Consider the following 23106-nt stretch of genomic DNA (forward strand, 5'->3'; position numbering starts at 1 on the left):
GGGGCGTGGAGCGGTGCGCGTACGGGGCGTACGGCCGGGGGCGTACGGGTCGGGCGGCCGGGGGCGTACGGGTCAGCCCCGGTTCGCGGCGGCACGGCGCCGCAGCACGGTGAAGCCGACCCCGGCGGCCAGCGCGGCGGCTCCGGCACCGGCCGCGACCGGCGCGGCGGAGCGGTCCTCGGCGGCGAGCTCGGCGCCGGCCGCGACGCCGCCCCGCGGGACGACGGAGGTCTGGCCGCCCTGCGGGGCGATGCCGGTGCCCCGCGCGGTGCCGGTCACGGTGTTGAGCTTGCAGCCCTTGGGGAGCTTCGGGAAGGCCTGGGTGCCGCCCGTCACGCCGCCGCCCTGGGTCTTGGTGTAGAGGGACGGGGCGGTGCCGTGGGCGTCGACGATCCGGGCGACGATGCCGGCGCTCTTCGGGAGCGACGGGTGGGCGCGGTCGAGGACGGCGATGACCTTCTCGTCGCCGGCGCTGATCAGCTTCGCCTTGGGGCCCTTCGGGCTCATGATCAGCTTGGCGCCGGTGCCCGCGCCGATGTCGACGAACTTCGTGACGGTGCACTCGCCGAGGGCGTCGGGGTCGGTGTCGACCGGGCGCTGCTCGCCCTGGCCGCCGCCGCCCATGCCGTACGGCTGCGGGGCGGCCTGCCGGGCCGCGCCGGGCACGAAGGCGGCGAAGCCCCCGTCGCGCTCCAGGACGACGACGGCCTTGCCGTAGAACCAGACCTGGCGGTCGCCGGCGAGGTAGGTGAAGCCGCGGCCCTTGCCGTCCACGATCTGCTGGAGGCCGTAGCGGCCGTCGCGCCTGGCCAGCTCCAGGACCGTGCCGTCGGCGAGCCGGTAGATGCCGGGGGTGGCGCCGGGGCGGTAGTTGCCGACCCAGTTGTGGGTGGTGCCGTCGGAGCGGAGGACGAGGAACTCGCCGTTGTCGTTGGCGGCGGCGGGGCGGGTGTTGGCGTCCAGGCGGCCGACGATCCGGCCGCCGCGGAGGATCTCGGCGCGGTGGTGGTCGGCGTTGATCTTGTAGATCTTGACGGTGGCGCCGCCGATGAGGGTCCGGGTCCGGACCGGGCCGCCGTTCGCGGGGGTGGTCGCGGCGGCGGTCACCTTGCCGTCGGAGGTCAGCGTCACCGCGTACCCGGCGAAGACCTTGGTCTCCTTCTGCGGGTAGCCGGCGCCGGCCTTCAGCTCGCCGAGCACCGCGCCGCCCTTGAGGACGGTGGCGGTGACGTACGGGTGCTGGTCGCCCTTCTCGTAGACCTTGGCCGACAGGCCGCCGGCCAACTGGACGGTGCGGAGCAGGGTGCCCGCGGCGGGGTCGTGGGCGACGGCGGTCACCTGGCCACCGGCGGTCAGGGTCACCTTGTGGCCCTCGATGATCCGGGTGTCGGACTGGCCGTACCCGGCGCCGGCCTTCAGCTCGTCGAGCACCCGGCCGTTCTTCAGGACGGTGGCGGTGTAGTAGGGGTGCTGGTCACCCCTCTCGTACACCTCGGCCGACAGTCCGCCGGCCAGCCGGACGGTGCGGAGCGGGGCGTCGGCGGAGGCAGCGGCGGTACCGGTCCCGGCCTTCGCGGCGGCCTTCGGCGCGGGCGTGGCGGTCGCCGCGGTCTTCGGCGCCGGGGTCGTCCCGGCGGCGAAGGCGCTGCCGGCAGCGAGGGCCGGGGCGGCTGCGACACCGGCGACGAGCGCGGTGGCGAGGGCGGTGCGAAGGGCGGTGCGCATAACGACTCCCGAGAAAGATCGGTGGTGGATGGAGCAGAGCCGCATGCCGCTGACATCTCCTCGGGGAGGGCCGGTGAGTTCTCGCTGGCTGCTGATAAAGAATCTAAAGATCTCGTATGGGGGATCCGTCTGCTCCGTGTCACGGGCGTGTGACAGCCGTCACCACTCCCGACGGACCTTTCACGCGCCCCCGTTCACGCCCCCGCGCGCCGGTTCGACGCCCCCCGGCCCCGCCCTGCCTCCGACCTGCCCCGGCCCCACCCTCCGTCACCACCGCCTCGCCCTTGACCCGACCCCGCCCCCGCCTCGGCCACGGGCCTCCCCGGCCGGGCTCCCCTGTACAGGTCGCTACGCGCGTAGATATGCTCGACTGGTGACCATGCCCACCACTGCCACCGCAGCAGCAGCTTTCGCCGACGTGACCGCGTCCGAGAGCACGCTGCGCCGCTTCCTCCACGGGCTGCCCGGCGTCGACGCCGTCGGCCTGGAGGCGCGCGCCGCGTCCCTCGGCACCCGCTCGATCAAGACCACGGCCAAGGCGTACGCCATCGACCTGGCCATCTCCATGATCGACCTGACGACGCTCGAAGGCGCGGACACCCCGGGCAAGGTCCGGGCCCTCGCCGCCAAGGCCGTCCACCCCGATCCGACCGACCGCACGACCCCGACGACCGCCGCCGTCTGCGTCTACCCCGACATGGTGGCCACCGCCAAGGCCGCCCTCGCGGGCTCGGACGTCAAGGTCGCCTCGGTCGCCACCGCCTTCCCGGCGGGCCGCGCCGCCCTCCCGGTGAAGCTCGCCGACACCGCCGACGCGATCGCCGCGGGCGCCGACGAGATCGACATGGTCATCGACCGTGGCGCCTTCCTCGCCGGCCGCTACCTGGAGGTGCACGACCAGATCGCCGCGATCAGGGCCGAGTGCGGCGACCGCGCCCGGCTGAAGGTGATCTTCGAGACCGGCGAGCTGTCCACGTACGACAACATCCGCCGCGCCTCCTGGCTCGGCATGATGGCCGGCGCCGACTTCATCAAGACCTCGACCGGCAAGGTCGCGGTCAACGCCACCCCGGCGAACACCCTGCTCATGCTGGAGGCGGTGCGCGACTTCCGCGCGCAGACCGGCGTGCAGATCGGCGTGAAGCCGGCCGGCGGCATCCGCAACACCAAGGAAGCCATCAAGTTCCTGGTGCTGGTCAACGAGACGGCGGGCGCGGACTGGCTGGACAACCACTGGTTCCGCTTCGGCGCCTCCAGCCTGCTCAACGACCTGCTGATGCAGCGCCAGAAGATGGCGACCGGCCACTACTCCGGCCCCGATTACGTGACGGTGGACTGATCGACATGACCTCCCCCTTCGAGTACGCCCCCGCGCCCGAGTCGCGCGCGGTCGTCGACATCGCCCCGAGCTACGGCCTGTTCATCGACGGCGAGTTCACCGACGCGGCCGACGGCAAGGTCTTCAAGACCGTCTCCCCCTCCACCGAGGAGGTCCTGTCCGAGATCGCCCAGGCGGGCGAGGCGGACGTGGACCGCGCGGTGAAGGCCGCCCGCAGGGCCTTCGAGAAGTGGTCCGCGCTGCCCGGCGCCGAGCGCGCCAAGTACCTCTTCCGGATCGCCCGGATCATCCAGGAGCGCAGCCGCGAGCTGGCCGTCCTGGAGACCCTGGACAACGGCAAGCCGATCAAGGAGACCCGCGACGCGGACCTCCCCCTGGTCGCCGCGCACTTCTTCTACTACGCGGGCTGGGCCGACAAGCTCGACCACGCGGGCTACGGCGCGAACCCGCGCCCGCTGGGCGTGGCCGGCCAGGTCATCCCCTGGAACTTCCCGCTCCTGATGCTGGCGTGGAAGATCGCCCCGGCCCTCGCGACCGGCAACACGGTCGTCCTGAAGCCGGCCGAGACGACCCCGCTCTCCGCCCTGTTCTTCGCGGACGTCTGCCGCCAGGCGGGCCTGCCGAAGGGCGTCGTCAACATCCTCCCCGGGTACGGGGACGCCGGCGCCGCGCTGGTCGCGCACCCGGACGTGAACAAGGTCGCCTTCACCGGCTCGACGGCCGTCGGCAAGCAGATCGCCCGCACGGTCGCCGGCACCGACAAGAAGGTCACGCTGGAGCTGGGCGGCAAGGGCGCCAACATCGTCTTCGACGACGCCCCGATCGACCAGGCCGTCGAGGGCATCGTCAACGGCATCTTCTTCAACCAGGGCCAGGTCTGCTGCGCGGGCTCCCGCCTGCTGGTGCAGGAGTCGATCCAGGACGAGCTCCTGGACAGCCTCAAGCGCCGCCTGTCGACGCTCCGCCTCGGCGACCCGCTCGACAAGAACACCGACATCGGCGCCATCAACTCCGAGGAGCAGCTGGCCCGCATCACCTCCCTGGTGGCGCAGGGCGAGGCGGAGGGCGCCGAGCGCTGGACCGCCCCCTGCGACCTCCCGGAGGCGGGCTACTGGTTCGCCCCGACGCTCTTCACGAACGTCACCCAGGCGCACACCATCGCCCGCGACGAGGTCTTCGGCCCGGTCCTGTCGGTGCTGACCTTCCGCACCCCGGACGAGGCCGTCGCCAAGGCCAACAACAGCCAGTACGGCCTCTCCGCCGGCATCTGGACGGAGAAGGGCTCCCGCATCCTCGCGGTCGCCGGCAAGCTCCGCGCCGGTGTCGTCTGGGCCAACACGTTCAACAAGTTCGACCCGACCTCGCCCTTCGGCGGCTACAAGGAGTCGGGCTTCGGCCGCGAGGGCGGCCGCCACGGTCTGGAGGCCTACCTCGATGTCTGAGCAGACCCGACTCTCCGTCTTCAAGACCTACAAGCTGTACGTCGGGGGCAAGTTCCCCCGCTCCGAGAGCGGCCGGGTGTACGAGGTGAGCGACTCCAAGGGCAACTGGCTGGCGAACGCCCCGCTGTCCTCCCGCAAGGACGCCCGTGACGCGGTCGTCGCCGCCCGCAAGGCGCAGGGCGGCTGGGCGGGCGCGACCGCGTACCTGCGCGGCCAGATCCTCTACCGCGTCGCCGAGATGCTGGAGGGCCGCCGGGACCAGTTCGTCCGCGAGGTCGCCGACGCCGAGGGCCTGTCGAAGTCGAAGGCGGCGGCCCAGGTGGACGCCGCGATCGACCGCTGGGTCTGGTACGCCGGCTGGACCGACAAGATCGCCCAGGTCGTCGGCGGCGCCAACCCGGTCGCCGGCCCCTACTTCAACCTCTCCACCCCGGAGCCGACCGGCGTCGTCACCGTGCTCGCCCCCCAGGAGTCGTCCTTCCTGGGCCTGGTCTCGGTGATCGCCCCGGTCATCGCGACGGGCAACACCGCCGTCGTCATCGCCTCGGAGAAGGCCCCGCTCCCCGCCCTCTCCCTGGGCGAGGTCCTGGCCACCTCCGACCTCCCCGGCGGCGTGGTCAACATCCTCTCCGGCAAGGCGTCCGAGATGGGCCCGCACCTCGCGGCCCACCGTGACGTCAACGCGATCGACCTGACGGGCGCGGACGCCGACCTGGCCCGCGACCTGGAGATCGCGGCGGCGGAGAACCTGAAGCGCGTCCTGCGCCCCCGCACCGAGGACTTCGCCGAGTCCCCCGGCACGGACCGCATGACCGCGTTCCTGGAGACGAAGACGGTCTGGCACCCCACCGGTTCGCTGGGCGCCTCCGGCTCCTCGTACTGACCCCGTCCGCGCGAGGTCCCCGGGCGTCCGCACCCGGGGACCTTGCGCACGCCCGTGAGGGACCGGATGATCCGGTCATGCTGAGGGGACTGATCAAGGGGGACAACGCCTTCGTCCCGACGGCGGCGCTGCGCGTCGCCGTCGGGAGCGGGGTGGACGTCGCGGCGCTGCTCGTGACGGAGCGGGGCAGGGTCCGGGGGGACGCCGACATCGTGTTCGACGGCGCTCCGGCGCACGCGTCGGGCGCGGTGCGGCTCGCCGCGGGCGAGGACGGCACGGTGTGGCTGGACACCGACCTCACGGGCGTCGAGGAGGCCGTCGCCCGCGTCCTCGTCGTCGCGTCGACGGAGGAGGGCGCCCTGCGGGACGCGCGCGCCCTGTCCGTGGAGGTCCTCGGGCCGGACGGCAGGACGGTCGTGGCGTACGAGGTCACCGACGCGGGCCCCGAGACGGCGATGGTCGTCGCGGAGCTGTACCGCCGCTCGGGCGGCTGGAAGTTCCGCGCAGTGGGCCAGGGGTACGTCGACGGGCTGACCGGCCTGGCGGTGGACCACGGGGTGGACGTGGGCGAGGAACCGCAGGAGGCCCCGGCGGACGTCCCGGCCCCCGCCGCTCCGGCCCGGGCGGAGGCCCCGGCACCGGCGGAGGCGCGGACGGAGGCCCCGGCGGACGTCCCGGCGCAGGGCCGGCGCCCCACCCGTGACCAGCTCCTGGACATGACCCCGGACCAGATCCGGGCCCTGGCCCGGGCCCAGCGGCAGGCCGGGGCCGAGCCCGGGTCCCCGCCGGCGTCCGCCCCGTCCGTGCCGCCGCCCGACCCGTCGGCCTGGACCTGCGGGCCCGTCTTCAAGCCGCGCACCGTCACCGGCCGGGACAACGACGTGATCACCGTGGAGGACCTCCCGCCCGGTCCCGTCATGGTCGAACTGGCCGTGAAGGGCGAGCACTACACCGGGCTGTGGCCCCTCGACGACTCCAACGCCAAGGGGCGTTACCTCGTCAACAGCACGGAGAAGGACTTCCGGGGCCGGGTGATCGCCTCCGTCCCCGCGCACGGACGCCTGCGCCTGCGACTGGAGGCGGGCGGCCCCTGGCAGGTGCGGATCCTGCCGCTGGCGGAGGCCCGGCGTCTGACCGAGAGCCGGCTGGAGGCATGGGGACCCGAGGTCCTGCTCCACACCCGGGGGACGGCCGACGTCGCCTTCCACTACAAGGGCGGCGGCAACTTCATCGTCCACCTCCACCGGCTGGCGGGGCACACGGACCCCACCGCCCTTCCCGAGCCCGGCCGGGCCGTCGTCAACGAGATCGGCGCGCGCAAGGAGACCCTGCCGCTGCCCGAGGGCCCGCTCCTCGTCCACGTGTCCGCCGCGGACGCCCCCTGGACCGCTCGCCTGAAGGAAGTGCGGCCCCACAGCAGCGGCCGGAACGCCGACCGGCCGATGAAGTCGGCCGAGCCCCGCGGGGCACTGGGCTGGCTGCGCCGCGCGAGGCACTGAGGGGCAGGGGCCCTACGGAAGCAGCTTCTGCGTCAGCGGGCCCGCCACCGGCAGGTCGGCCACGGCCCCGCCCTTCGTGACGTGGTCGGTGAGCAGGTTGGTGCCGACCGGCTTGAAGTCGGCGATCTGGGTGCCGATGCCGTTGGCCAGCGGGTCGACGCCGGTGTTGGCCAGCGGGTCGAGCTGGAGCCGCGTCAGCGGGCCCACCCCGTGTGTGACGCCGGACAGCGCGCCCGCCCCGGCCGCGCCGGCGTCCGTGCGGGTCAGCGAGTCCACCGGCAGCGGCACGGCGGCGCCCGGCGCGGCCTGGGCCGCGGCGCCCGCGCCGAGCACGGCGGCACCGGCCGCCGTGAGGCCGAGACCGGCCTTGAGGAGGAGGCCGCGACGGGGGGCCTTCGGCTCTGCGTGACGCGCCATGGGGATCCTTCCGGGGGGTGATCGGGCGGACACCGACCGTAGTGGAGGTGTGATGCTCGATACCAACGGCCCTCCTCGATGGTCCCCTGGACGGGGTAATGCCTCACACTGGTGTTCCGTGAGTTCCCAACCGATCCCGACCCGGGTCGTCCTGCTCGCGGGCCCCTCCGGCTCCGGCAAGTCGTCCCTCGCCGCCGTCACCGGCCTCCCGGTCCTGCGCCTCGACGACTTCTACAAGGAGACGGGCGATCCCACGCTCCCCCTCGTCGACGGCTCCACGGACATCGACTGGGACTCGCCGCGTTCCTGGGACGCGGACGCCGCCGTCGCAGCGATCACCGAGCTGTGCCGCACCGGCCGCACCGACGTCCCCGTCTACTCCATCGCCACCAGCTCCCGCACCGGCAGCGACCGCCTCGACATCGAGCGGACCCCGCTCTTCATCGCCGAGGGCATCTTCGCCGCCGAGATCGTGGACCGCTGCCGGGAGCTCGGGGTGCTGGCCGACGCGCTCTGCCTGCGCGGCCGCCCGTCGACGACCTTCCGCCGCCGGCTGCTGCGCGACCTGAAGGAGGGCCGCAAGTCGGTGCCGTTCCTGCTGCGCCGCGGCTGGCGCCTGATGCGGGCCGAGCGCGCCATCGTCGCCCGGCAGACCGCGCTGGGCGCCCACGCCTGCGCCAAGCCGGAGGCGCTGGGCCGCCTCGCCGCCGCGGCGGCGGGCCGGCACCGCACCCCGGCGGACCGCTGACCGCTGACCCCGACGCGCCCCGGACGCGGCACGGAGCGGACAGCACGAAGCGGACCGTACGAGACCCCCCGGACTCGTACGACCCGCTTCGTTTCTTTCCCCCGTGGGCTCCAGATCCCCCCTGGAGCCGGTTCCCCCGTGCTTCCCCCCGTGATCCCTCAGGCGACGAGCTCGCCGAAGGACTCCTCCTCGTCACGGCCGAAGCTCAGCACCTCGTCCTCGCGCAGTCGCCGCAGCGAGCGCCAGATGCTCGACTTCACCGTGCCGACACTGATGTCCAGGATCTCCGCGATCTCCGGGTCGGTCCGGCCCTCGTAGTAGCGCAGCACCAGCATGGTCCGCTGGAGCTCGGGCAGCCGGGCCAGGGCCTGCCACAGCACCGCGCGCAGCTCGGTGCCGCGCATCGCGTCCGTCTCGCCGACCGTCTCCGGCAGCTCCTCGGTCGGGTACTCGCTGACCTTGCGCCGGCGCCAGGCGCTGATGTGCAGGTTGGTCATGGTGCGGCGCAGGTAACCGCCGACGGCGGCCTTGTCGCTGATCCGCTCCCAGGCGCGGTACGTGGAGAACAGCGCGCTCTGGAGCAGGTCCTCGGCCTCGAAACGGTCACCGGTCAGGTGGTAGGCGGTGGCGTACAGGGAGGCCCGGCGCTCCTGGACGTAGGCCGTGAACTCGGCCTCCGAGCAGGAACGCTCCCCCGTGGCCTCCCCGTACACCGCTCCCCCGTCAGCGACGGCGACCATGTAGGGCGCCTTGCGCTGACGTCCGACGGTACGAACGCACCCCCGTCCGTTCACACCCCCGGACTTCTCGGTGCTCCGCACGTCGTGGAGACGCGTGACAACTGCGCTGTTGGTGGTGCCGTGCAGTGTGTTCATCTCGCGCCCCCCGTCGTTCGGAGTGAGTGTTTCGGTCCGTGTGCCAAGAAGCTTGCCCGCCGGACTTCATGGCGTTGTCCGCCGACTGTCACAGGCGTGTCACAGGGGCGGTGACGGAAGCGCGCCTCCGGGCGGTCGATCTCGGACGGCTCATGAGCCAGAATGGCGACCGTGCCTTTTCTGTTGCTGATCGAGGACGACGACGCCATCCGCACGGCCCTCGAACTCTCCCTGTCGCGGCAGGGCCACCGGGTGGCCACCGCCGCGTCGGGCGAGGACGGCCTGCTGCTGCTGAAGGAGCAGCGGCCCGACCTGGTCGTGCTCGACGTGATGCTGCCCGGCATCGACGGGTTCGAGGTGTGCCGGCGGATCCGCCGCACCGACCAGCTGCCGATCATCCTGCTGACCGCGCGCAGCGACGACATCGACGTGGTCGTGGGCCTGGAGTCGGGTGCCGACGACTACGTGGTGAAGCCGGTGCAGGGGCGGGTGCTCGACGCCCGGATCCGGGCCGTGCTGCGGCGCGGCGAGCGGGAGTCGACGGATTCGGCGACCTTCGGGTCGCTGGTGATCGACCGGGCCGCGATGACGGTGACGAAGAACGGGCTCGACCTCCAGCTGACCCCGACCGAGCTGCGGCTGCTGCTCGAACTGAGCCGGCGGCCCGGACAGGCCCTGTCCCGGCAGCAGTTGCTGCGGCTGGTGTGGGAGCACGACTACCTGGGCGACTCGCGCCTGGTGGACGCGTGCGTGCAGCGGCTGCGGGCGAAGGTGGAGGACGTGCCGTCCTCGCCGACCCTGATCCGCACGGTGCGGGGCGTCGGTTACCGGCTGGACGTCCCTGCGTGACGAAGGGGAACAAGGGGGTGCTCGCCCGGCTGCGGCTCTCCAGCCTGCGCCTGCGGCTGGTCGTGGTGTTCGCGCTGGTGGCGCTGACGGCCGCGGTGTCGGCCTCGGGGATCGCGTACTGGCTGAACCGCGAGGCGGTGCTGAAGCGCACCCAGGACAGCTCGCTGAACGCCTTCCGGCAGGAGATGCAGAACCGGGTGGCGACGCTGCCGCTGCGGCCGACCCAGGAGGACCTGCGGCGCACCTCCGAGGAGATGACCGCGGGCGGGGGCGGCTACCAGGTGCTGCTGCTCGGCGAGCGGGCCGCGGGCAAGCCCATCGTGGGCGCCTCGGACCCGGACGTGTTCACGCTGGCGGACGTGCCGGTGGCGCTGCGGGAGGCGGTGGACACCCGGCGCCCGGTGACGGACGCCAACCCGTACGCGTACCACCTGTTCTGGCAGCGGACCGAGCGGGGCGGGACGCCGTACCTGGTCGGCGGGACGCGGATCGACGGCGGCGGGCCCGCCGGCTACATGTTCAAGTCGCTCGCGGCGGAGCGGGCCGACCTCAACTCGCTGGCGTGGTCGCTGGGGATCGCGACCGGGCTCGCGGTGATCGGTTCGGTGCTGCTCGCGCAGGTGGCGGCGTCGACCGTGCTGCGGCCGGTGCGGCGGCTCGGCGAGGCGGCCCGGCAGCTCGGCGAGGGCAAGCTGGACACCCGGCTGCGGGTGACCGGTGCGGACGAGCTGTCCGACCTGTCGCGGACCTTCAACAGCGCGGCGGAGAACCTCCAGAAGAAGGTGGCGGACATGAGCGCCCGGGAGGAGTCCTCCCGGCGGTTCGTCGCCGACATGTCGCACGAGCTGCGGACCCCGCTGACCGCGCTGACGGCGGTGACGGAGGTCCTGGAGGACGAACAGGACTCGCTGGACCCGATGATCGCCCCGGCGGTGGCTCTCGTGGTGAGCGAGACCCGGCGGCTGAACGACCTGGTGGAGAACCTGATGGAGGTGACCCGCTTCGACGCGGGCACCGCCCGGCTCGTCCTGGACGAGGTGGACATCGCCGACCAGATCACCGCGTGCATCGACGCGCGGGCCTGGCTGGACGCGGTGGACCTGGACGCGGAGCGCGGCATCGTGGTGCCGCTCGACCCGCGGCGCCTGGACGTGATCCTGGCGAACCTGATCGGCAACGCGCTGAAGCACGGCGGCTCCCCGGTGCGGGTGTCGGTGCACACCGACGACCACGAGCTGGTCATCACCGTGCGCGACCACGGGCCCGGCATCCCCGAGGAGGTGCTGCCGCACGTCTTCGACCGCTTCTACAAGGCGAGCGCCCAGCGGCCCCGGTCGGACGGCTCCGGCCTCGGCCTGTCGATCGCCATGGAGAACGCGCTCATCCACGGCGGGACGATCTCCGCCGCCAACTCGGTGGGCGCGGACGGCGCCGTGGACGGCGCGGTGTTCACGCTGCGGCTGCCCCGGGACGCGTCGGCGGCCGACCGCACCGGGGACACCGGTCCCCGGCCGGGCGAAGGGGTGGACGAGTGAGGGCGCGTACGGCGCTGACGGCGGTGGCGCTGGCGCTGCTGGCGCTGCCGGTCACGGGATGCGGGATCAGGACGACGTCGGTGCCGGTGGACGCGGGCGCGGCCCCGTCGCGGGTGCCGTGCGACGTGCCGGAGTCCTCGGCCCCGGAGCCGGGGGTGCCGGTGCGGGCGTTCCTGGTGTGCGGGTCGCAGCTGGAGCCGGTGGACCGCAGGTCGCCGCAGTCGGAGGACAAGGTGAGCGGCGATCCGGTGCGGACGGCGTCGGCGCTGCTCGCGCAGCTCCTCGCGGAGCCGCCGGAGGCGGAGCGGCAGGCCGGTTTCACCACGGCGGTACGGGCTCCGCTGTCGGTGGCGGCGGGCCGGGCGGGCGATCCGGAGGGCACGCTGCGGCTGAGCCGGCAGCCGGAGGACCTGGCGCCCGCGGCGCTGTCGCAGCTGGTGTGCACCTTCGCGGAGAGTTCGGCGGGCGCGGGCGGGCACACGGTGCTCCTCGCGGGTCCGGGGGCGTATCCGCCGAAGCGCTACCGGTGCACGACGCAGCTGCGGGAGCGCCCGGAGTCGGCCCCGCCGACGGCGCCCGTGCCGTCGGCCGCGGCGACGCCGGCGGGCTGAAGCGGAACCGTTCCCCGCGCGGGCCGCGTCTTGGGGGGCGTGCAGCGTCAAGGTTCGGGCGGGAACGCCGCCGTGGTCGTCCGCGTGACCGGGTTCGTGTTCCTGGTCGCGCATCTGCTGCTCGTCTCCTGGGTCGGGCTCCTGCCACGCGACGTGGCCTGGGTGACCGCCCCGAACACGGTGCCGCTGGCCGGACTGCGGGCCGATCTGGCGCTCGGGCCCGCCGAGGCGGCCCGGCTGATCGCCGGGGGACTGCTGCTGCTCGCCCCGCTCGGGGTGCTGCTGCCGATGTGCGAGGGGCGCCTCGACGTGTCGCGGTGGGGGTCGCTGACCCGGACCGTGGCGGCGGGGGCGCTGGTGTCGCTGGCCCTCGAACTGCTGCAGACGGCGGTGCCGGGGCAGGTCGTGGACGTGGACTCGGTGTTCCTGAACACGCTCGGGGTGGCGCTGGCGCACCTCCTGGTGGTGCCGGCGGCGCGGGCGCGGCTGCGCCGGCGGGCGGCCCGGCAGGGGCGGGGTCAGGGCCGGGGCCGGGGCTTCGGCCGGGGTCGGGTGGTGGCCGGGAGCGATCCGGCTCAGGGTCGTACCCCGAGGATTCCCAGGGTTCCGATCGCCCGGTAGACCGACGCCGAAGGCCGGGGTCCGGCGGCACCATGGAGTCACTGGGAGGCCCGGAGGAGCGGTCGCCCGGATCGACGAAGGAGCCCACCATGGCCGCACTTGTCCGCCCGCGTGAAGGCCGGATGTTCGGCGGGGTGTGCGCGGCGCTCGCCCGGCGCTTCGGCACCTCCGCCTCGACGATGCGTCTGGTCTTCCTGGCCTCGTGCCTGCTGCCCGGTCCGCAGTTCCTGCTCTACGTGGCGCTGTGGGTGCTGCTGCCGGGCGAGTCCCGGACGGGGAAGACGGCGGCCGCCTGGTAGGCCGCGCCGTCCCGACCACGCCGAAGGGGCGCGGACCCGGTCTCCCGGGTGCGCGCCCCTTCGGCACGTGCGGTGGGGGTCAGCCCAGCGCGCCGATCGGCAGGCCGCCGAGCAGGCCGGTGCCGCCGAGGAGGCCGGTGGCGGCGCCGAGCGGGGTGGCGCCCAGGGCGCCGGCGGCGGCGTCGGTGGGCAGGTTCTGGGTGACCTGGCCGGCGGCGCCGGGGAGGGCCTTGGTGCCCTGGTCGAGGCCCTGGCCGAGGGCGCCCTGGCCGGCGCCGAGGGACTCCCCCGCTCCGTCGGGGAGGGTGGTGAGGCCTTCGCCGAGCGGGGCGACCTGGCCGACGGTGGACAGCGCGTCGACGCCGTCGAGCGGTGCCGGGAGCGGGGCCGCGGAGGCCGTGCCGGCGGCGGCAGCGGCGAATGCGGCGCCGAGGGCGGCGACACCGAGCTTCTTGGCGGCAGACTGCTTCATCTGAGGATCTTCCTTGGCTTGGGGAGCTGAGCTTCGGGACATCAGGTGGAGAAATCCGGAACAGGGGAATCCGGATATGCACAGCAGCTCCGCAAACTAACCGTCCCCCCTCGGCTCCGCAAACACCGCGAGACCGCCGGGTGTCGCACCCTCCCGGCGGTTCCGGGCCCTTTCGCCTCCCCTCTGCTCAGCCCTCCCGACCGGAAGAAGCGCTGGTCGTGGCGGTCTGCCGGAAAAGCCACTCGGACTTCAGTTCGGCATATCCGGGCTTGATCACGTCATTGATCATGGCGAGCCGTTCATCGAAAGGAATGAACGCGGACTTCATCGCATTGACCGTGAACCACTGGAGATCGTCGAGCGTGTAGTCGAATGCGTCGACCAGGAGCTCGAATTCCCGGCTCATGCTGGTGCCGCTCATCAGCCGGTTGTCGGTGTTGACCGTCGCACGGAAGTGGAGCTTGCGGAGCAGCCCGACGGGGTGCTCGGCGTACGAGGCGGCGGCGCCGGTCTGGAGGTTGGAGGTGGGGCACATCTCCAGCGGGATCCGCTTGTCGCGGACGTACGAGGCGAGGCGGCCGAGCCGCACCGAGCCGTCGTCGGCGACCTCGATGTCGTCGATGATCCGCACGCCGTGGCCGAGCCGGTCGGCGCCGCACCACTGGAGCGCCTGCCAGATCGAGGGCAGGCCGAAGGCCTCGCCGGCGTGGATGGTGAAGTGGTTGTTCTCCCGCTTGAGGTACTCGAAGGCGTCGAGGTGGCGGGTGGGCGGGAAGCCGGCCTCGGCGCCCGCGATGTCGAAGCCGACGACGCCGTCGTCGCGGTGGCGGTTGGCGAGCTCCGCGATCTCCAGGGAGCGGGCCGCGTGCCGCATCGCGGTGAGCAGGGCGCCGACCCTGATCCGGTGCCCGGCCTCGCGGGCCAGCCGCTCGCCCTCGCGGAAGCCCTCGTTGACCGCCTCGACGACCTCCTCCAGGGTCAGCCCGGCCTCCAGGTGCTGCTCGGGGGCGTAGCGGACCTCGGCGTAGACGACGCCGTCCTCGGCGAGGTCGACGGCGCACTCGGCGGCGACGCGGAAGAGGGCCTCGCGGGTCTGCATGACGGCGCAGGTGTGCGCGAAGGTCTCCAGGTAGCGCTCCAGGGAGCCGGAGTCGGCGGCCTCGCGGAACCAGATGCCGAGCTTGTCGGGTTCGGTCTCGGGGAGCTTCGAGTAGCCCTGCTCGCGGGCGAGTTCGATGATCGTGCCGGGGCGCAGTCCGCCGTCGAGGTGGTCGTGGAGCAGCACCTTCGGGGCACGGCGGATCTGGTCCGCGGTGGGGACGTGGGATGTCTGGCTCGTCATTTTCGCACTCTAGCCCCTACGCGCGTAGAACGCGCCGTGCCGTGATCCTCACGGCCGTTTTTTCGGGTACGGGCTCCGCCCCCTCCGGTCCCGCACCACCGCTTCCCCGGTACGGACTCCGCTCCCCCTCCGGTCCCGCACCACCGCTTCCCGGATACGGGCCCGCCGCCCCCGGCCCGCACCGCCTCCCTCCCGGTACGGGCCCCGCCGCCCCGGCCCGCCCCGCTGTTTTTCCGGTGCGCCGGGCCGTCCCCGCGCCTAGCCTCGCCCCATGACCCAGCCCCCGCCCCCGCTCCCGCACGCCGCCGAACTGCTCCGCGTCCACCGCTTCATGGCCGGCTTCCACCGCCGGCGGGCGGCCCGCACCCTCGACTTCCCCGGCGGTTTCGTCGCGCTGGACGACGCCTACGCGCACTCCCGGGGCGACAACCACGCGATGGTGACCGGCCCCACCGACCCGGAGGCGCTCCCCGGCCGGCTCGACGCGCTCCTCGGCCACCTCCCGCACCGGCTGGCGTACGTGCTCGACGAGGAGCTCGCCGGAGCGTGCCGGGGGCCGTTGGAGGCGGCCGGCTACACGACCGGGTCCACCTACGTCATGCGGCACACCGGCCCGGTGCCGGCGGACGGCGGGGCCAGGGAGGTGGGCCTCGACGCGCTGCGCGCACCGGTCGCCGCCTCCTGGCGGGACCTCCTCCCCGAGGTCTCCGCCGAGGTGGTCGACCACCTCGTGGAGCGGCGGGCGGCCCGGCTCCGGGCCGGGGACGTCCGCTTCCTCGCCTCGTGCACCGAGGGCACGGAGGGCGCCGAGGGCGGCGAGCCCGCCGCCTGGGCCGACCTCTACCTCGACCGGGAGGAGGGGATCGGGCAGGTCGAGGACCTGGTCGCGAGCCGGGAGCACCGGGGGAAGGGGCACGCCGGGCGGGTCCTCGACACGGCGCTGCGCCTCGCGGCGGAGGCGGGCTGCGGGCTGCGCTTCCTCACCGCGCACACCGCCGACTGGCCCCACGAGTGGTACCGGCGGCGGGGCTTCACCGCCATCGGCACCGTCCACGTCTTCGAACGCGCGTAGAGCGGACGGCGGTTCGCCCCCGCGGCGATATGTAACAGAGACCGCGCGTACGACTGCCGTACACCTCGGATTCTGAGAATGTTCCGTCATGGCGCAGTACGCACTGGTGGGGACTGCCGACGGCCGGAGACCCCGGCTCGGTCGGCCTGTCGGGATGTCGAGGTCGGCGACGGCGGTGGGCGGCGTGGTGCTGCTCCTGCCGGACGGGGAGCCGGTGTCGGAGCGCCGGGCGTCGGCCCGGGCGCACGCGGCCGCACTGCCGATGGGGCGCGAACTCGCCCGCGCGGGGCGGTCGGAGGGACTGGTCGCCCAGGTGGTGCGCTACCGGCGGCGCGGCTGGAACGGCCCCGACGCGGAGCTCGCGGCGGACGCCTCCTGGGCGGTCGCCGAGGCGGTACGGCGCTACGGCGACGTACCGGTCTGCCTGATCGGCCACGGGATGGGCGCCCGGGCGGCGCTGCGGGCGGCCGGGCACCCGGCGGTCGGCGCGGTCCTCGCGCTCGCGCCCTGGCTGCCCGAGGACGACGTGGCCGCCGAGCCCGAGCCCGTGCGGCAGCTGACCGGCCGGCGGGTGCTCATCGTGCACGGCACCGACGACGCCCGCACCGACCCCGAGCTGTCCTTCCGCTTCGCGGCGCGCGCCAAGAAGGCGAACCGCGAGACCTGCCGCTTCGAGGTGCACACGGACGGGCACGGGCTGCGCCAGTACGCCGACGAGGTGCGGGCGCTCGCCGCCGACTTCGTGCTCGGCGCGCTCTTCGCCCGCCCGGTGACCCGGCCTCTGACGGACGCGATGGCGGCCCCGCCGCCGATCGGCCTGCGGATGCCGCTGGCGGCCGGCTTCGGCAGCGGCTCACGCCGGCGCTGAGTCCTCCCGCGGCGGCCGCGCCTCCTTCGGCAGGAGGTGGCCGCGGCGGCTCAGCAGGAACTTCTTGAAGGCGGCCACCGGGGCGGTGTCCGGATGGCCGTCGAGCCAGGCCACGCCGATCTCGCGGACCGCGCGCGGCGCGGTGACCGTCAGCTCGACGACCCCGGGGCGGGCCACCGCGGGCGGCGGCAGGAGCGCCACCCCGAGGCCGGCCGCGACCAGGCCGCGCAGGGTCTCGGCCTCCTCGCCCTCGAAGGCGATCCGGGGCGTGAAGCCGGCCTCCGCGCACAGGTCGTCGGTGATGCGGCGGAGCCCGTACCCCGGCTCCAGGGTCACGAAGGTCTCCTCGGCGGCCTCGGCGAGCCGGATGCGGCGGCGGCCGGCCAGCCGGTGGTCGTCGGGGACGACGAGCCGCAGCCGCTGCTCGTCGAGCCGGCGGCCGACGAGGTCGGGGGCGTCCGGCACCGGCGAGGTCAGACAGAGGTCGAGCTCGCCCGCCCGGAGCCGTTCGATCATCGCCTCGCCGTAGTTCTGGACGAGGGTGAAGCGGACCCTCGGGTGGTCCGCCCGGAAGGCCCGGATCAGCGCCGGCACGGTCTCCGAGCCCATGGTGTGCAGGAAGCCGAAGGCGACCCGGCCCGCGGTGGGGTCGGCGTCGGCCCGTACGGTGTCGGCGGCCCGTTCGACCTCGGCGAGGGCCCGCTCGGCGGCGGCCAGGAAGCGGCGGCCCGCGGGGGTGAGCGAGACCGTGCGGCCCCGGCGGGCGAAGAGCGCCACCCCGAGGTCCTCCTCCAGCCGGACCACGGCCCGCGAGAGCGTCGACTGGGGCACGCCCATCTCGGCCGCGGCCCGGGTCACGTGCTCCTGCCGGGCGACCGCGGCGAAGTAGGCGAGCCGGGGCGCGAGCAGCAGCCCCATGTCTTCTTCGTTACTGTTCGGTGACAGGCGAGGCTGTGACCTGTACTCATGCGCCATGGGAACGATTACAGCAGTTCCATGCATTGGACGCATGAAACCGGGCGGCCTACGTTCGTGGCATGCCTCCCGCCAGTACCGAGGCGGACGCCACCCTCGCGTCCGCCGCCCCCGCAGCCGCCGACACCCGTCTCGCCCCCGGCGCCCCCGGCCACCGCCGGATGAGCCTCGCGCTCTTCGCCGCCGGACTCGCCGCCTTCGCGCTCCTCTACTCCACCCAGGCCCTCCTCCCGGCGATCTCCGCCGAGTTCGGCGCCACCGCCTCGGCCGCCTCCTGGACCGTCTCCGCCGCGACCGGCGCGCTCGCCCTGTGCGTGCTGCCGCTCAGCGCGCTGTCGGAGCGCTTCGGCCGGCGCGCGATGATGACCGCCTCCCTCTCCGTCGCGGTCGGCGTGGCGCTCCTGGTGCCCTTCGCGCCCAGCCTGGAGGTCCTGATCGCGCTGCGGGCGCTCCAGGGCGCGGCGCTGGCCGGACTGCCGGCCTCGGCGATGGCGTACCTGGCCGAGGAGGTGCGGCCCCGGGCGCTGATCGGCGCCATCGGCCTCTTCGTCGCGGGCAACTCGATCGGCGGCATGAGCGGCCGGATCGTCACCGGCTGGGTGGCGCAGCTGTGGGGCTGGCGGGCGGGTCTGGCCGCCGTCGGCCTGACCTCCCTGGTGTGCGCGCTCGCCTTCCGGGCGCTGCTGCCGAAGGCCCGGCACTTCACCCCCGGCACGCTGAACCCGAAGGCGCTCGCCGCCACGGTGAGGGGGCACCTCGCCGATCCGCTGCTGATGCGCCTGTACGGCATCGGCGCGCTGTTCATGACGGTCTTCGGCGCCGTGTACACGGTGATCGGCTACCGCCTCGCCGAGGCGCCGTTCTCGCTGCCGCAGGGCGTGATCGGCTCGATCTTCCTGGTCTACCTGGTGGGTACGGCGTCGTCCGCCGCGGCGGGCCGGCTGGTCGGCCGGCTCGGCCGGCGCGGGGCGCTCTACCTGGCGGTCTCCACCACGGCGGCGGGCCTGCTGCTCTCGCTCTCCGCGTCGCTGGCCGCGGTCCTCGCGGGTCTGGTCCTCATCACGGCCGGCTTCTTCGCGGGCCACGCGGTGGCCTCGTCCTCGGTGAGCCGGACGGCGAAGACGGGCCGCGCGCAGGCGTCGGCGCTCTACCAGTCCGCGTACTACCTGGGCTCCAGCGCGGGCGGCACGCTCGGCGCGGTCGCCTTCCACGCGGGCGGCTGGGCCGGGACCGTCACGATCGGTCTGGTGGCGGTGGCCGGCGTCGTCTCGATCACCCTGTACGGGACGCACAGCGCCCGCGCCGAGGCCCGCCGGATCCGTCCGGTGACGGCCTGAGCACGCTCGGATGACCGTACCGTCACGGTTCCGGTCCCGGTGCAACTGACGGACTTCCCCCGGCGTCGTAAGGGTCAGGACTCAAGGGGGAGTTGACGATCATGAACGGATTCACGCTCCGGGCGGGGAAGAGAGCCGGCATAGCCGCCGGCCTCACCTCGCTGCTCGTGCCGGCCGCGCTCGTGCTGGGCGCGGCACCGGCCCAGGCCGCGTCGTGCAACGTGACGACGGGGCCCTACCAGAAGCAGGTCGAGAAGTTCCTCGGCCGCACCGTCGACGGGCGCCAGTCGCTCGGCGACTGCCAGGCGATCCAGGCCTTCCAGCGCAAGCACGGCATCACCCCGACCGTGGGGTACGCGGGCCCGCTGACCTGGCGCACCATGAACACGATGATCCAGCAGAAGGCGGCCGGCACCAACCCGAACAAGGACCGCAAGTGTCCGACGAACCGGGGCCGGATCGCCTGCGTGGACCTCACCCGCCAGCTCAGCTGGATCCAGGACGGCTCGCGCCTCAAGTACGGTCCCGTGCCGGTCCGCACCGGCAAGGACGGCACCGAGACCCGTACCGGCCTGAAGAAGATCTACTGGCGGAACATCAACCACTGGTCGACGCTCTACAACGTCTCCATGCCGTACTCGCAGTTCTTCGACGGCGGGCAGGCCTTCCACTCCACCACCAAGTCCATGTGGAACCCGCCCGGTTCCGGCGGCTGCGTCAACATGCGCTCCGCCGACGCCAAGGCGTACTGGAACCTCCTGCGCAACGGCGACGACGTCTACGTCTACGGGCGCAAGCCGGGAACCTGACCCCGGCTGTCGGTGCGCTGCGGTAGCTTCGCTCTCACCGGTGCCGAACCCCGGCGCCGGTGAGGGGCGAGTGGGGACGCGATGAGTGATACCGCCGTGGTGACGACCGACGAACTCGACAAGTACCGGCGCGAGCTGACCGGTTACTGCTACCGGATGCTCGGTTCCTCCTTCGAGGCCGAGGACGCGGTGCAGGACACGATGGTGCGGGCCTGGAAGGCGATCGACTCCTTCGAGGGGCGTTCCTCGCTGCGGTCCTGGCTGTACCGGATCGCCACCAACGTCTGCCTCGACGCGCTCAGCGCGGGGAACAAGCGGGCGCGGCCCATGGACCTGTCCGGGCCGACGCCGGTCGCGCAGGCGCAGCTCGTGAAGCAGCCGGAGATCACCTGGCTGGAGCCGATCCCCGACGGGCGGGTCATGCCGACCGCCGGCGACCCGGCGGAGGCGGCGCTGCACCGGGAGACCGTGCGGCTCGCCTTCGTCGCCGCGCTCCAGCACCTGGCGCCCAAGCAGCGGGCCGTGCTGATCCTGCGCGAGGTGCTGGCCTGGAAGGCGAGCGAGGTCGCCGAACTGCTGGACACCTCCGTCGCCTCGGTGAACAGCGCGCTCCAGCGGGCCCGGGCGACCATCGCCGAGCAGGCCCCCGCCGAGTCGGACGCGGCGAACCCGCTGGACGAGGAGCAGCAGGCGCTCCTGGAGCGGTACGTGGCGGCCTTCGAGGGCTACGACATGAAGGCGCTGACCGCGCTCCTCCACGAGGACGCGACCATGACCATGCCGCCGTTCGACCTGTGGCTCCGGGGTCACGACGACATCGTGGGCTGGATGCTGGGCGTCGGCGACGTGTGCCGCGGCTCGAAGCTGGTCCCGACCGTGGCCAACGGCTCGCCGGCCTTCGCCCACTACCACCCGGACCCGGAGGGCGGTTACAGCCCGTGGGCCCTGATCGTCCTGGAGGTGCGGGACGGCAAGGTGGCCGGGATGGACTTCTTCCTGGACACCCCGCGCTGGTTCCCGCTCTTCGACCTGCCGGAGCGCCTGGAGGCGTAGTCCCTCACAGCACCTCGTCCAGGCCGGTGAGGCGGAGCAGGGCCGTGAGTCCGGGCCCTGCTCCGTGGAAGGTCAGCCGGTGGCCCCGGCGGCGGGCGGCGAGCGCGAGGCGGGCCAGCGCGTCGACGGCGGCGAGGCCGTCCGCGTGCGGGTCGATCCGGCACCGCACCTCCCCGGGCGGGGCGGCGGCCAGCTCGGCGCAGAGCCGGGCTACCTCCTCGCGGGTCGGTCCGGCGGGGAGGCTCATGACGAGGGGCTGACTGGTGTCCACGTGGGGATGACCGGCCGGAGCGCCGGAACTCATCGTGGCGAGCTCAGGCGGAGGGGAACTCGGCGGTGTCGAGGGTGAGGTCGAAGGGCGCGGGGAGGTGGATCTTCTCGCCGAACGGGGCGGCGCTCAGGACGCGACAGACGTCGGACGCGGGCTGCCCGTAGAGCGTGACCGTCGGCCCGCCCGGCGCCCAGCGGTCGACCAGGAGGTAGAGCGGTACGCCGGCCGTCGCGTAGCCGGCGACCTTCGCGATGCGGTCGTGGTTCGCGTTCGACTGCGAAGTGATCTCCACGACCAGCTCCGCTTCCGCGGCGGGGATGGAGTGGCCGGGCTCTCGCAGTGCGGTCTCGGGCGCGACCAGGAGATCAGGGATGTACATGCCCGATCGCGCCGGAACCGCGACTGCTTGCGTCTGGTAGACGCCCCAGTCTTCCGGAATCACCTTGTACAGGCGACGCTGAATCTTCTCCGCGATGCTGTTGTGCTGGTTGGCAGGTGACGGTGCCACGGTGATGATCCCCTCGATGATCTCCACCTTGCAGCCCTCGGGCCAGTCCATCTCGTGCCAGAGGCGGACGACGTCGTCCCAGCCCTGCCCGGCCTCGGCAGCGAGTGCGCTCATGGTGTGCTCCTCATTCGGTCGTCACCGAGCCCAGCATGCCGAACGGGACCGGTGGGGGTCCACCGGTCCCGTTCACCCGAAGGCGTCACTGGCACATGCCAGGGCCATCCTTACGCGATGCGGTCCAGGACGATCGGGGTCGGCTCGAAGGCGGTGTCCTCGGGCGCGATGTCCCAGGCGGCGTCCAGGGACTTCAGGGCGTAGTCGAACTTCTCCGGGGTGTCGGTGTGGAGGGTGAGGAGGGGCTGGCCCGCCGTCACCGTGTCGCCCGGCTTGGCGTGGAGCTCGACGCCCGCGCCGGCCTGCACCGGGTCCTCCTTGCGGGCGCGGCCCGCGCCGAGGCGCCAGGCGGCGATGCCGATGTCGTACGCGTCGAGGCGGGTGAGGACGCCCGAGGACGGGGCCGTGACGACGTGCTGCTCGCGGGCGACCGGGAGGGCCGCGTCCGGGTCGCCGCCCTGGGCCGCGATCATCCGGCGCCAGACGTCCATCGCGGAGCCGTCCCTGAGGGCCTTCGCCGGGTCGGCGTCCTCGATGCCGGCCGCGGCCAGCATCTCGGCGGCGAGCGCGACCGTCAGGTCGACGACGTCCTTCGGGCCGCCGCCGGCGAGGACCTCGACGGACTCGCGGACCTCCAGGGCGTTGCCGGCGGTGAGACCGAGCGGGGTCGACATGTCGGTGAGGAGCGCGACCGTCTTCACGCCGCTGTCGGTGCCGAGGGCGACCATGGTGGAGGCCAGCTCGCGGGCGTCCTCGATGGTCTTCATGAAGGCGCCGGTGCCGACCTTGACGTCGAGGACGAGGGAGCCGGTGCCCTCGGCGATCTTCTTCGACATGATGGAGCTGGCGATGAGCGGGATCGCCTCGACGGTGCCCGTCACGTCGCGGAGCGCGTACAGCTTCTTGTCGGCGGGGGCGAGGCCGTCGCCGGCGGCGCAGATGACCGCGCCGGTGGTGTCGAGGACGTGCAGCATCTCCTCGTTGGAGAGCAGGGCGCGCCAGCCGGGGATGGACTCCAGCTTGTCGAGGGTGCCGCCGGTGTGGCCGAGGCCGCGGCCGGAGAGCTGCGGGACGGCCGCGCCGCAGGCGGCGACGAGCGGGGCGAGCGGGAGGGTGATCTTGTCGCCGACGCCGCCGGTGGAGTGCTTGTCGGCGGTGGGGCGGGAGAGCGCGTCGAAGTTCATGCGCTCGCCGGAGGCGATCATCGCCGCCGTCCAGCGGGCGATCTCGTCGCGGTTCATGCCGTTGAGCAGGATCGCCATGGCCAGGGCCGACATCTGCTCGTCCGCGACCGCGCCGCGGGTGTAGGCGTCGATGACCCAGTCGATCTGCTCCGGGCTCAGCTCGCCCTTGTCCCGCTTGGTCCGGATGACGGAGATGACGTCCATGTCGTGGTGCCTCTTTCTACGCGCATAGAGGGGGGAACGGGAGGAGCGGCCCCT

At 73.5% G+C, this 23106-nt stretch carries 24 protein-coding genes; 15 read left to right on the forward strand and 9 right to left on the reverse strand.

Annotated elements, in window-relative coordinates:
- Window positions 1-72 precede the first annotated feature (72 nt).
- Entirely contained in the window at window positions 73-1725 is a 1653-nt protein-coding gene (locus IE326_RS07625; RefSeq protein ID WP_190041133.1) for a hypothetical protein, read from the reverse strand.
- A gap of 379 nt (window positions 1726-2104) precedes the next feature.
- Between IE326_RS07625 and deoC the strand changes: the two genes are divergently transcribed.
- The 4 genes from deoC (at window position 2105) to IE326_RS41425 (ending at window position 6888) form a co-directional block, all read left to right on the forward strand.
- The gene (deoC, locus tag IE326_RS07630; protein ID WP_150231059.1) at window positions 2105-3064 is read left to right on the forward strand and encodes a deoxyribose-phosphate aldolase; all 960 of its coding nucleotides are present in this window, start codon (window positions 2105-2107) and stop codon (window positions 3062-3064) included.
- A gap of 5 nt (window positions 3065-3069) precedes the next feature.
- Window positions 3070-4506, forward strand: a complete 1437-nt coding sequence (locus IE326_RS07635; protein WP_150231057.1) for an aldehyde dehydrogenase family protein — start codon at window positions 3070-3072, stop codon at window positions 4504-4506.
- Complete coding sequence (locus tag IE326_RS07640) at window positions 4499-5389, forward strand: aldehyde dehydrogenase family protein (RefSeq protein ID WP_190041134.1); 891 nt, start codon at window positions 4499-4501, stop codon at window positions 5387-5389. The genes IE326_RS07635 and IE326_RS07640 overlap by 8 nt, the downstream gene beginning before the upstream one ends.
- A gap of 77 nt (window positions 5390-5466) precedes the next feature.
- On the forward strand, window positions 5467-6888 hold the full coding sequence (locus IE326_RS41425; RefSeq protein WP_190041135.1) for a TerD family protein: 1422 nt from the start codon (window positions 5467-5469) through the stop codon (window positions 6886-6888).
- 12 nt (window positions 6889-6900) lie between these two features.
- Here the strand turns inward: IE326_RS41425 and IE326_RS07650 are convergent, their stop codons facing one another.
- Window positions 6901-7305 carry a hypothetical protein gene (locus tag IE326_RS07650; protein WP_030762928.1) on the reverse strand — a complete coding sequence of 135 codons (405 nt, stop codon included), beginning with the start codon at window positions 7303-7305 and terminating at the stop codon, window positions 6901-6903.
- Between the two features lie 52 nt (window positions 7306-7357).
- Between IE326_RS07650 and IE326_RS07655 the strand changes: the two genes are divergently transcribed.
- Complete coding sequence (locus IE326_RS07655; RefSeq protein ID WP_150231051.1) at window positions 7358-8053, forward strand: uridine kinase family protein; 696 nt, start codon at window positions 7358-7360, stop codon at window positions 8051-8053.
- A gap of 158 nt (window positions 8054-8211) precedes the next feature.
- Here IE326_RS07655 and IE326_RS07660 read toward each other — a convergent pair whose 3' ends face one another.
- The gene (locus tag IE326_RS07660; RefSeq protein WP_150231049.1) at window positions 8212-8928 is read right to left on the reverse strand and encodes a SigE family RNA polymerase sigma factor; all 717 of its coding nucleotides are present in this window, start codon (window positions 8926-8928) and stop codon (window positions 8212-8214) included.
- 171 nt (window positions 8929-9099) lie between these two features.
- On the opposite strand from IE326_RS07660, the gene afsQ1 reads away from it, so the two are divergent.
- The 5 genes from afsQ1 to IE326_RS07685 all read left to right on the forward strand — a co-directional run bounded on the left by afsQ1 (window position 9100) and on the right by IE326_RS07685 (window position 12843).
- Window positions 9100-9777, forward strand: coding sequence for a two-component system response regulator AfsQ1 (gene afsQ1, locus IE326_RS07665; protein WP_190041136.1), 678 nt, complete (start codon window positions 9100-9102; stop codon window positions 9775-9777).
- The gene (locus IE326_RS07670; RefSeq protein WP_506417382.1) at window positions 9675-11312 is read left to right on the forward strand and encodes an ATP-binding protein; all 1638 of its coding nucleotides are present in this window, start codon (window positions 9675-9677) and stop codon (window positions 11310-11312) included. The genes afsQ1 and IE326_RS07670 overlap by 103 nt, the downstream gene beginning before the upstream one ends.
- Window positions 11309-11923: a hypothetical protein gene (locus IE326_RS07675; protein WP_150231043.1), complete on the forward strand. Its 615-nt coding sequence runs from the start codon at window positions 11309-11311 to the stop codon at window positions 11921-11923. Before IE326_RS07670 ends, IE326_RS07675 begins: the two co-directional genes overlap by 4 nt.
- 39 nt (window positions 11924-11962) lie before the next feature.
- Window positions 11963-12544, forward strand: a complete 582-nt coding sequence (locus tag IE326_RS07680) for a VanZ family protein (RefSeq protein ID WP_190041138.1) — start codon at window positions 11963-11965, stop codon at window positions 12542-12544.
- Window positions 12545-12633: 89 nt separating this feature from the next.
- On the forward strand, window positions 12634-12843 hold the full coding sequence (locus IE326_RS07685; protein ID WP_170313861.1) for a PspC domain-containing protein: 210 nt from the start codon (window positions 12634-12636) through the stop codon (window positions 12841-12843).
- A 79-nt stretch (window positions 12844-12922) separates the two neighbouring features.
- Here IE326_RS07685 and IE326_RS07690 read toward each other — a convergent pair whose 3' ends face one another.
- Both IE326_RS07690 and IE326_RS07695 read right to left on the reverse strand, forming a co-directional pair.
- Entirely contained in the window at window positions 12923-13315 is a 393-nt protein-coding gene (locus IE326_RS07690; RefSeq protein ID WP_190041139.1) for a hypothetical protein, read from the reverse strand.
- 187 nt (window positions 13316-13502) lie between these two features.
- A complete protein-coding gene (locus IE326_RS07695; RefSeq protein ID WP_150231034.1) occupies window positions 13503-14657 on the reverse strand; it encodes an adenosine deaminase in 1155 nt (384 codons plus the stop codon).
- Between the two features lie 271 nt (window positions 14658-14928).
- Here IE326_RS07695 and IE326_RS07700 point away from each other — a divergent pair, with 271 nt between their 5' ends.
- Both IE326_RS07700 and IE326_RS07705 read left to right on the forward strand, forming a co-directional pair.
- On the forward strand, window positions 14929-15729 hold the full coding sequence (locus tag IE326_RS07700) for a GNAT family N-acetyltransferase (protein WP_190041140.1): 801 nt from the start codon (window positions 14929-14931) through the stop codon (window positions 15727-15729).
- 88 nt (window positions 15730-15817) lie between these two features.
- Window positions 15818-16597: an alpha/beta hydrolase gene (locus IE326_RS07705; protein WP_150231031.1), complete on the forward strand. Its 780-nt coding sequence runs from the start codon at window positions 15818-15820 to the stop codon at window positions 16595-16597.
- Here IE326_RS07705 and IE326_RS07710 read toward each other — a convergent pair.
- Window positions 16583-17572, reverse strand: a complete 990-nt coding sequence (locus IE326_RS07710; protein WP_051804451.1) for a LysR family transcriptional regulator — start codon at window positions 17570-17572, stop codon at window positions 16583-16585. The two genes, IE326_RS07705 and IE326_RS07710, sit on opposite strands and share 15 nt — an antisense overlap.
- Window positions 17573-17634: 62 nt before the next feature.
- Between IE326_RS07710 and IE326_RS07715 the strand changes: the two genes are divergently transcribed.
- From IE326_RS07715 to IE326_RS07725, 3 genes are all read left to right on the forward strand, one after another.
- Window positions 17635-18909 (forward strand): MFS transporter, encoded by a 1275-nt coding sequence (locus IE326_RS07715; RefSeq protein ID WP_150231030.1) that lies wholly within the window; start codon window positions 17635-17637, stop codon window positions 18907-18909.
- 101 nt (window positions 18910-19010) lie between these two features.
- A complete protein-coding gene (locus IE326_RS07720) occupies window positions 19011-19718 on the forward strand; it encodes a L,D-transpeptidase family protein (protein ID WP_150231028.1) in 708 nt (235 codons plus the stop codon).
- Between the two features lie 81 nt (window positions 19719-19799).
- Entirely contained in the window at window positions 19800-20771 is a 972-nt protein-coding gene (locus tag IE326_RS07725; RefSeq protein WP_190041141.1) for a sigma-70 family RNA polymerase sigma factor, read from the forward strand.
- A 4-nt stretch (window positions 20772-20775) separates the two neighbouring features.
- Here the strand turns inward: IE326_RS07725 and IE326_RS07730 are convergent, their stop codons facing one another.
- From IE326_RS07730 to IE326_RS07740, 3 genes are all read right to left on the reverse strand, one after another.
- Entirely contained in the window at window positions 20776-21042 is a 267-nt protein-coding gene (locus IE326_RS07730; RefSeq protein WP_229915241.1) for an STAS domain-containing protein, read from the reverse strand.
- A gap of 43 nt (window positions 21043-21085) precedes the next feature.
- Window positions 21086-21664, reverse strand: a complete 579-nt coding sequence (locus IE326_RS07735; protein ID WP_190041142.1) for a Uma2 family endonuclease — start codon at window positions 21662-21664, stop codon at window positions 21086-21088.
- 110 nt (window positions 21665-21774) lie between these two features.
- Window positions 21775-23052, reverse strand: coding sequence for a thymidine phosphorylase (locus IE326_RS07740; protein WP_190041143.1), 1278 nt, complete (start codon window positions 23050-23052; stop codon window positions 21775-21777).
- Window positions 23053-23106: the final 54 nt, after the last annotated feature.

The sequence above is a fragment of the Streptomyces filamentosus genome (assembly GCF_014654895.1).
Classification (GTDB): Bacteria; Actinomycetota; Actinomycetes; order Streptomycetales; family Streptomycetaceae; genus Streptomyces; species Streptomyces filamentosus.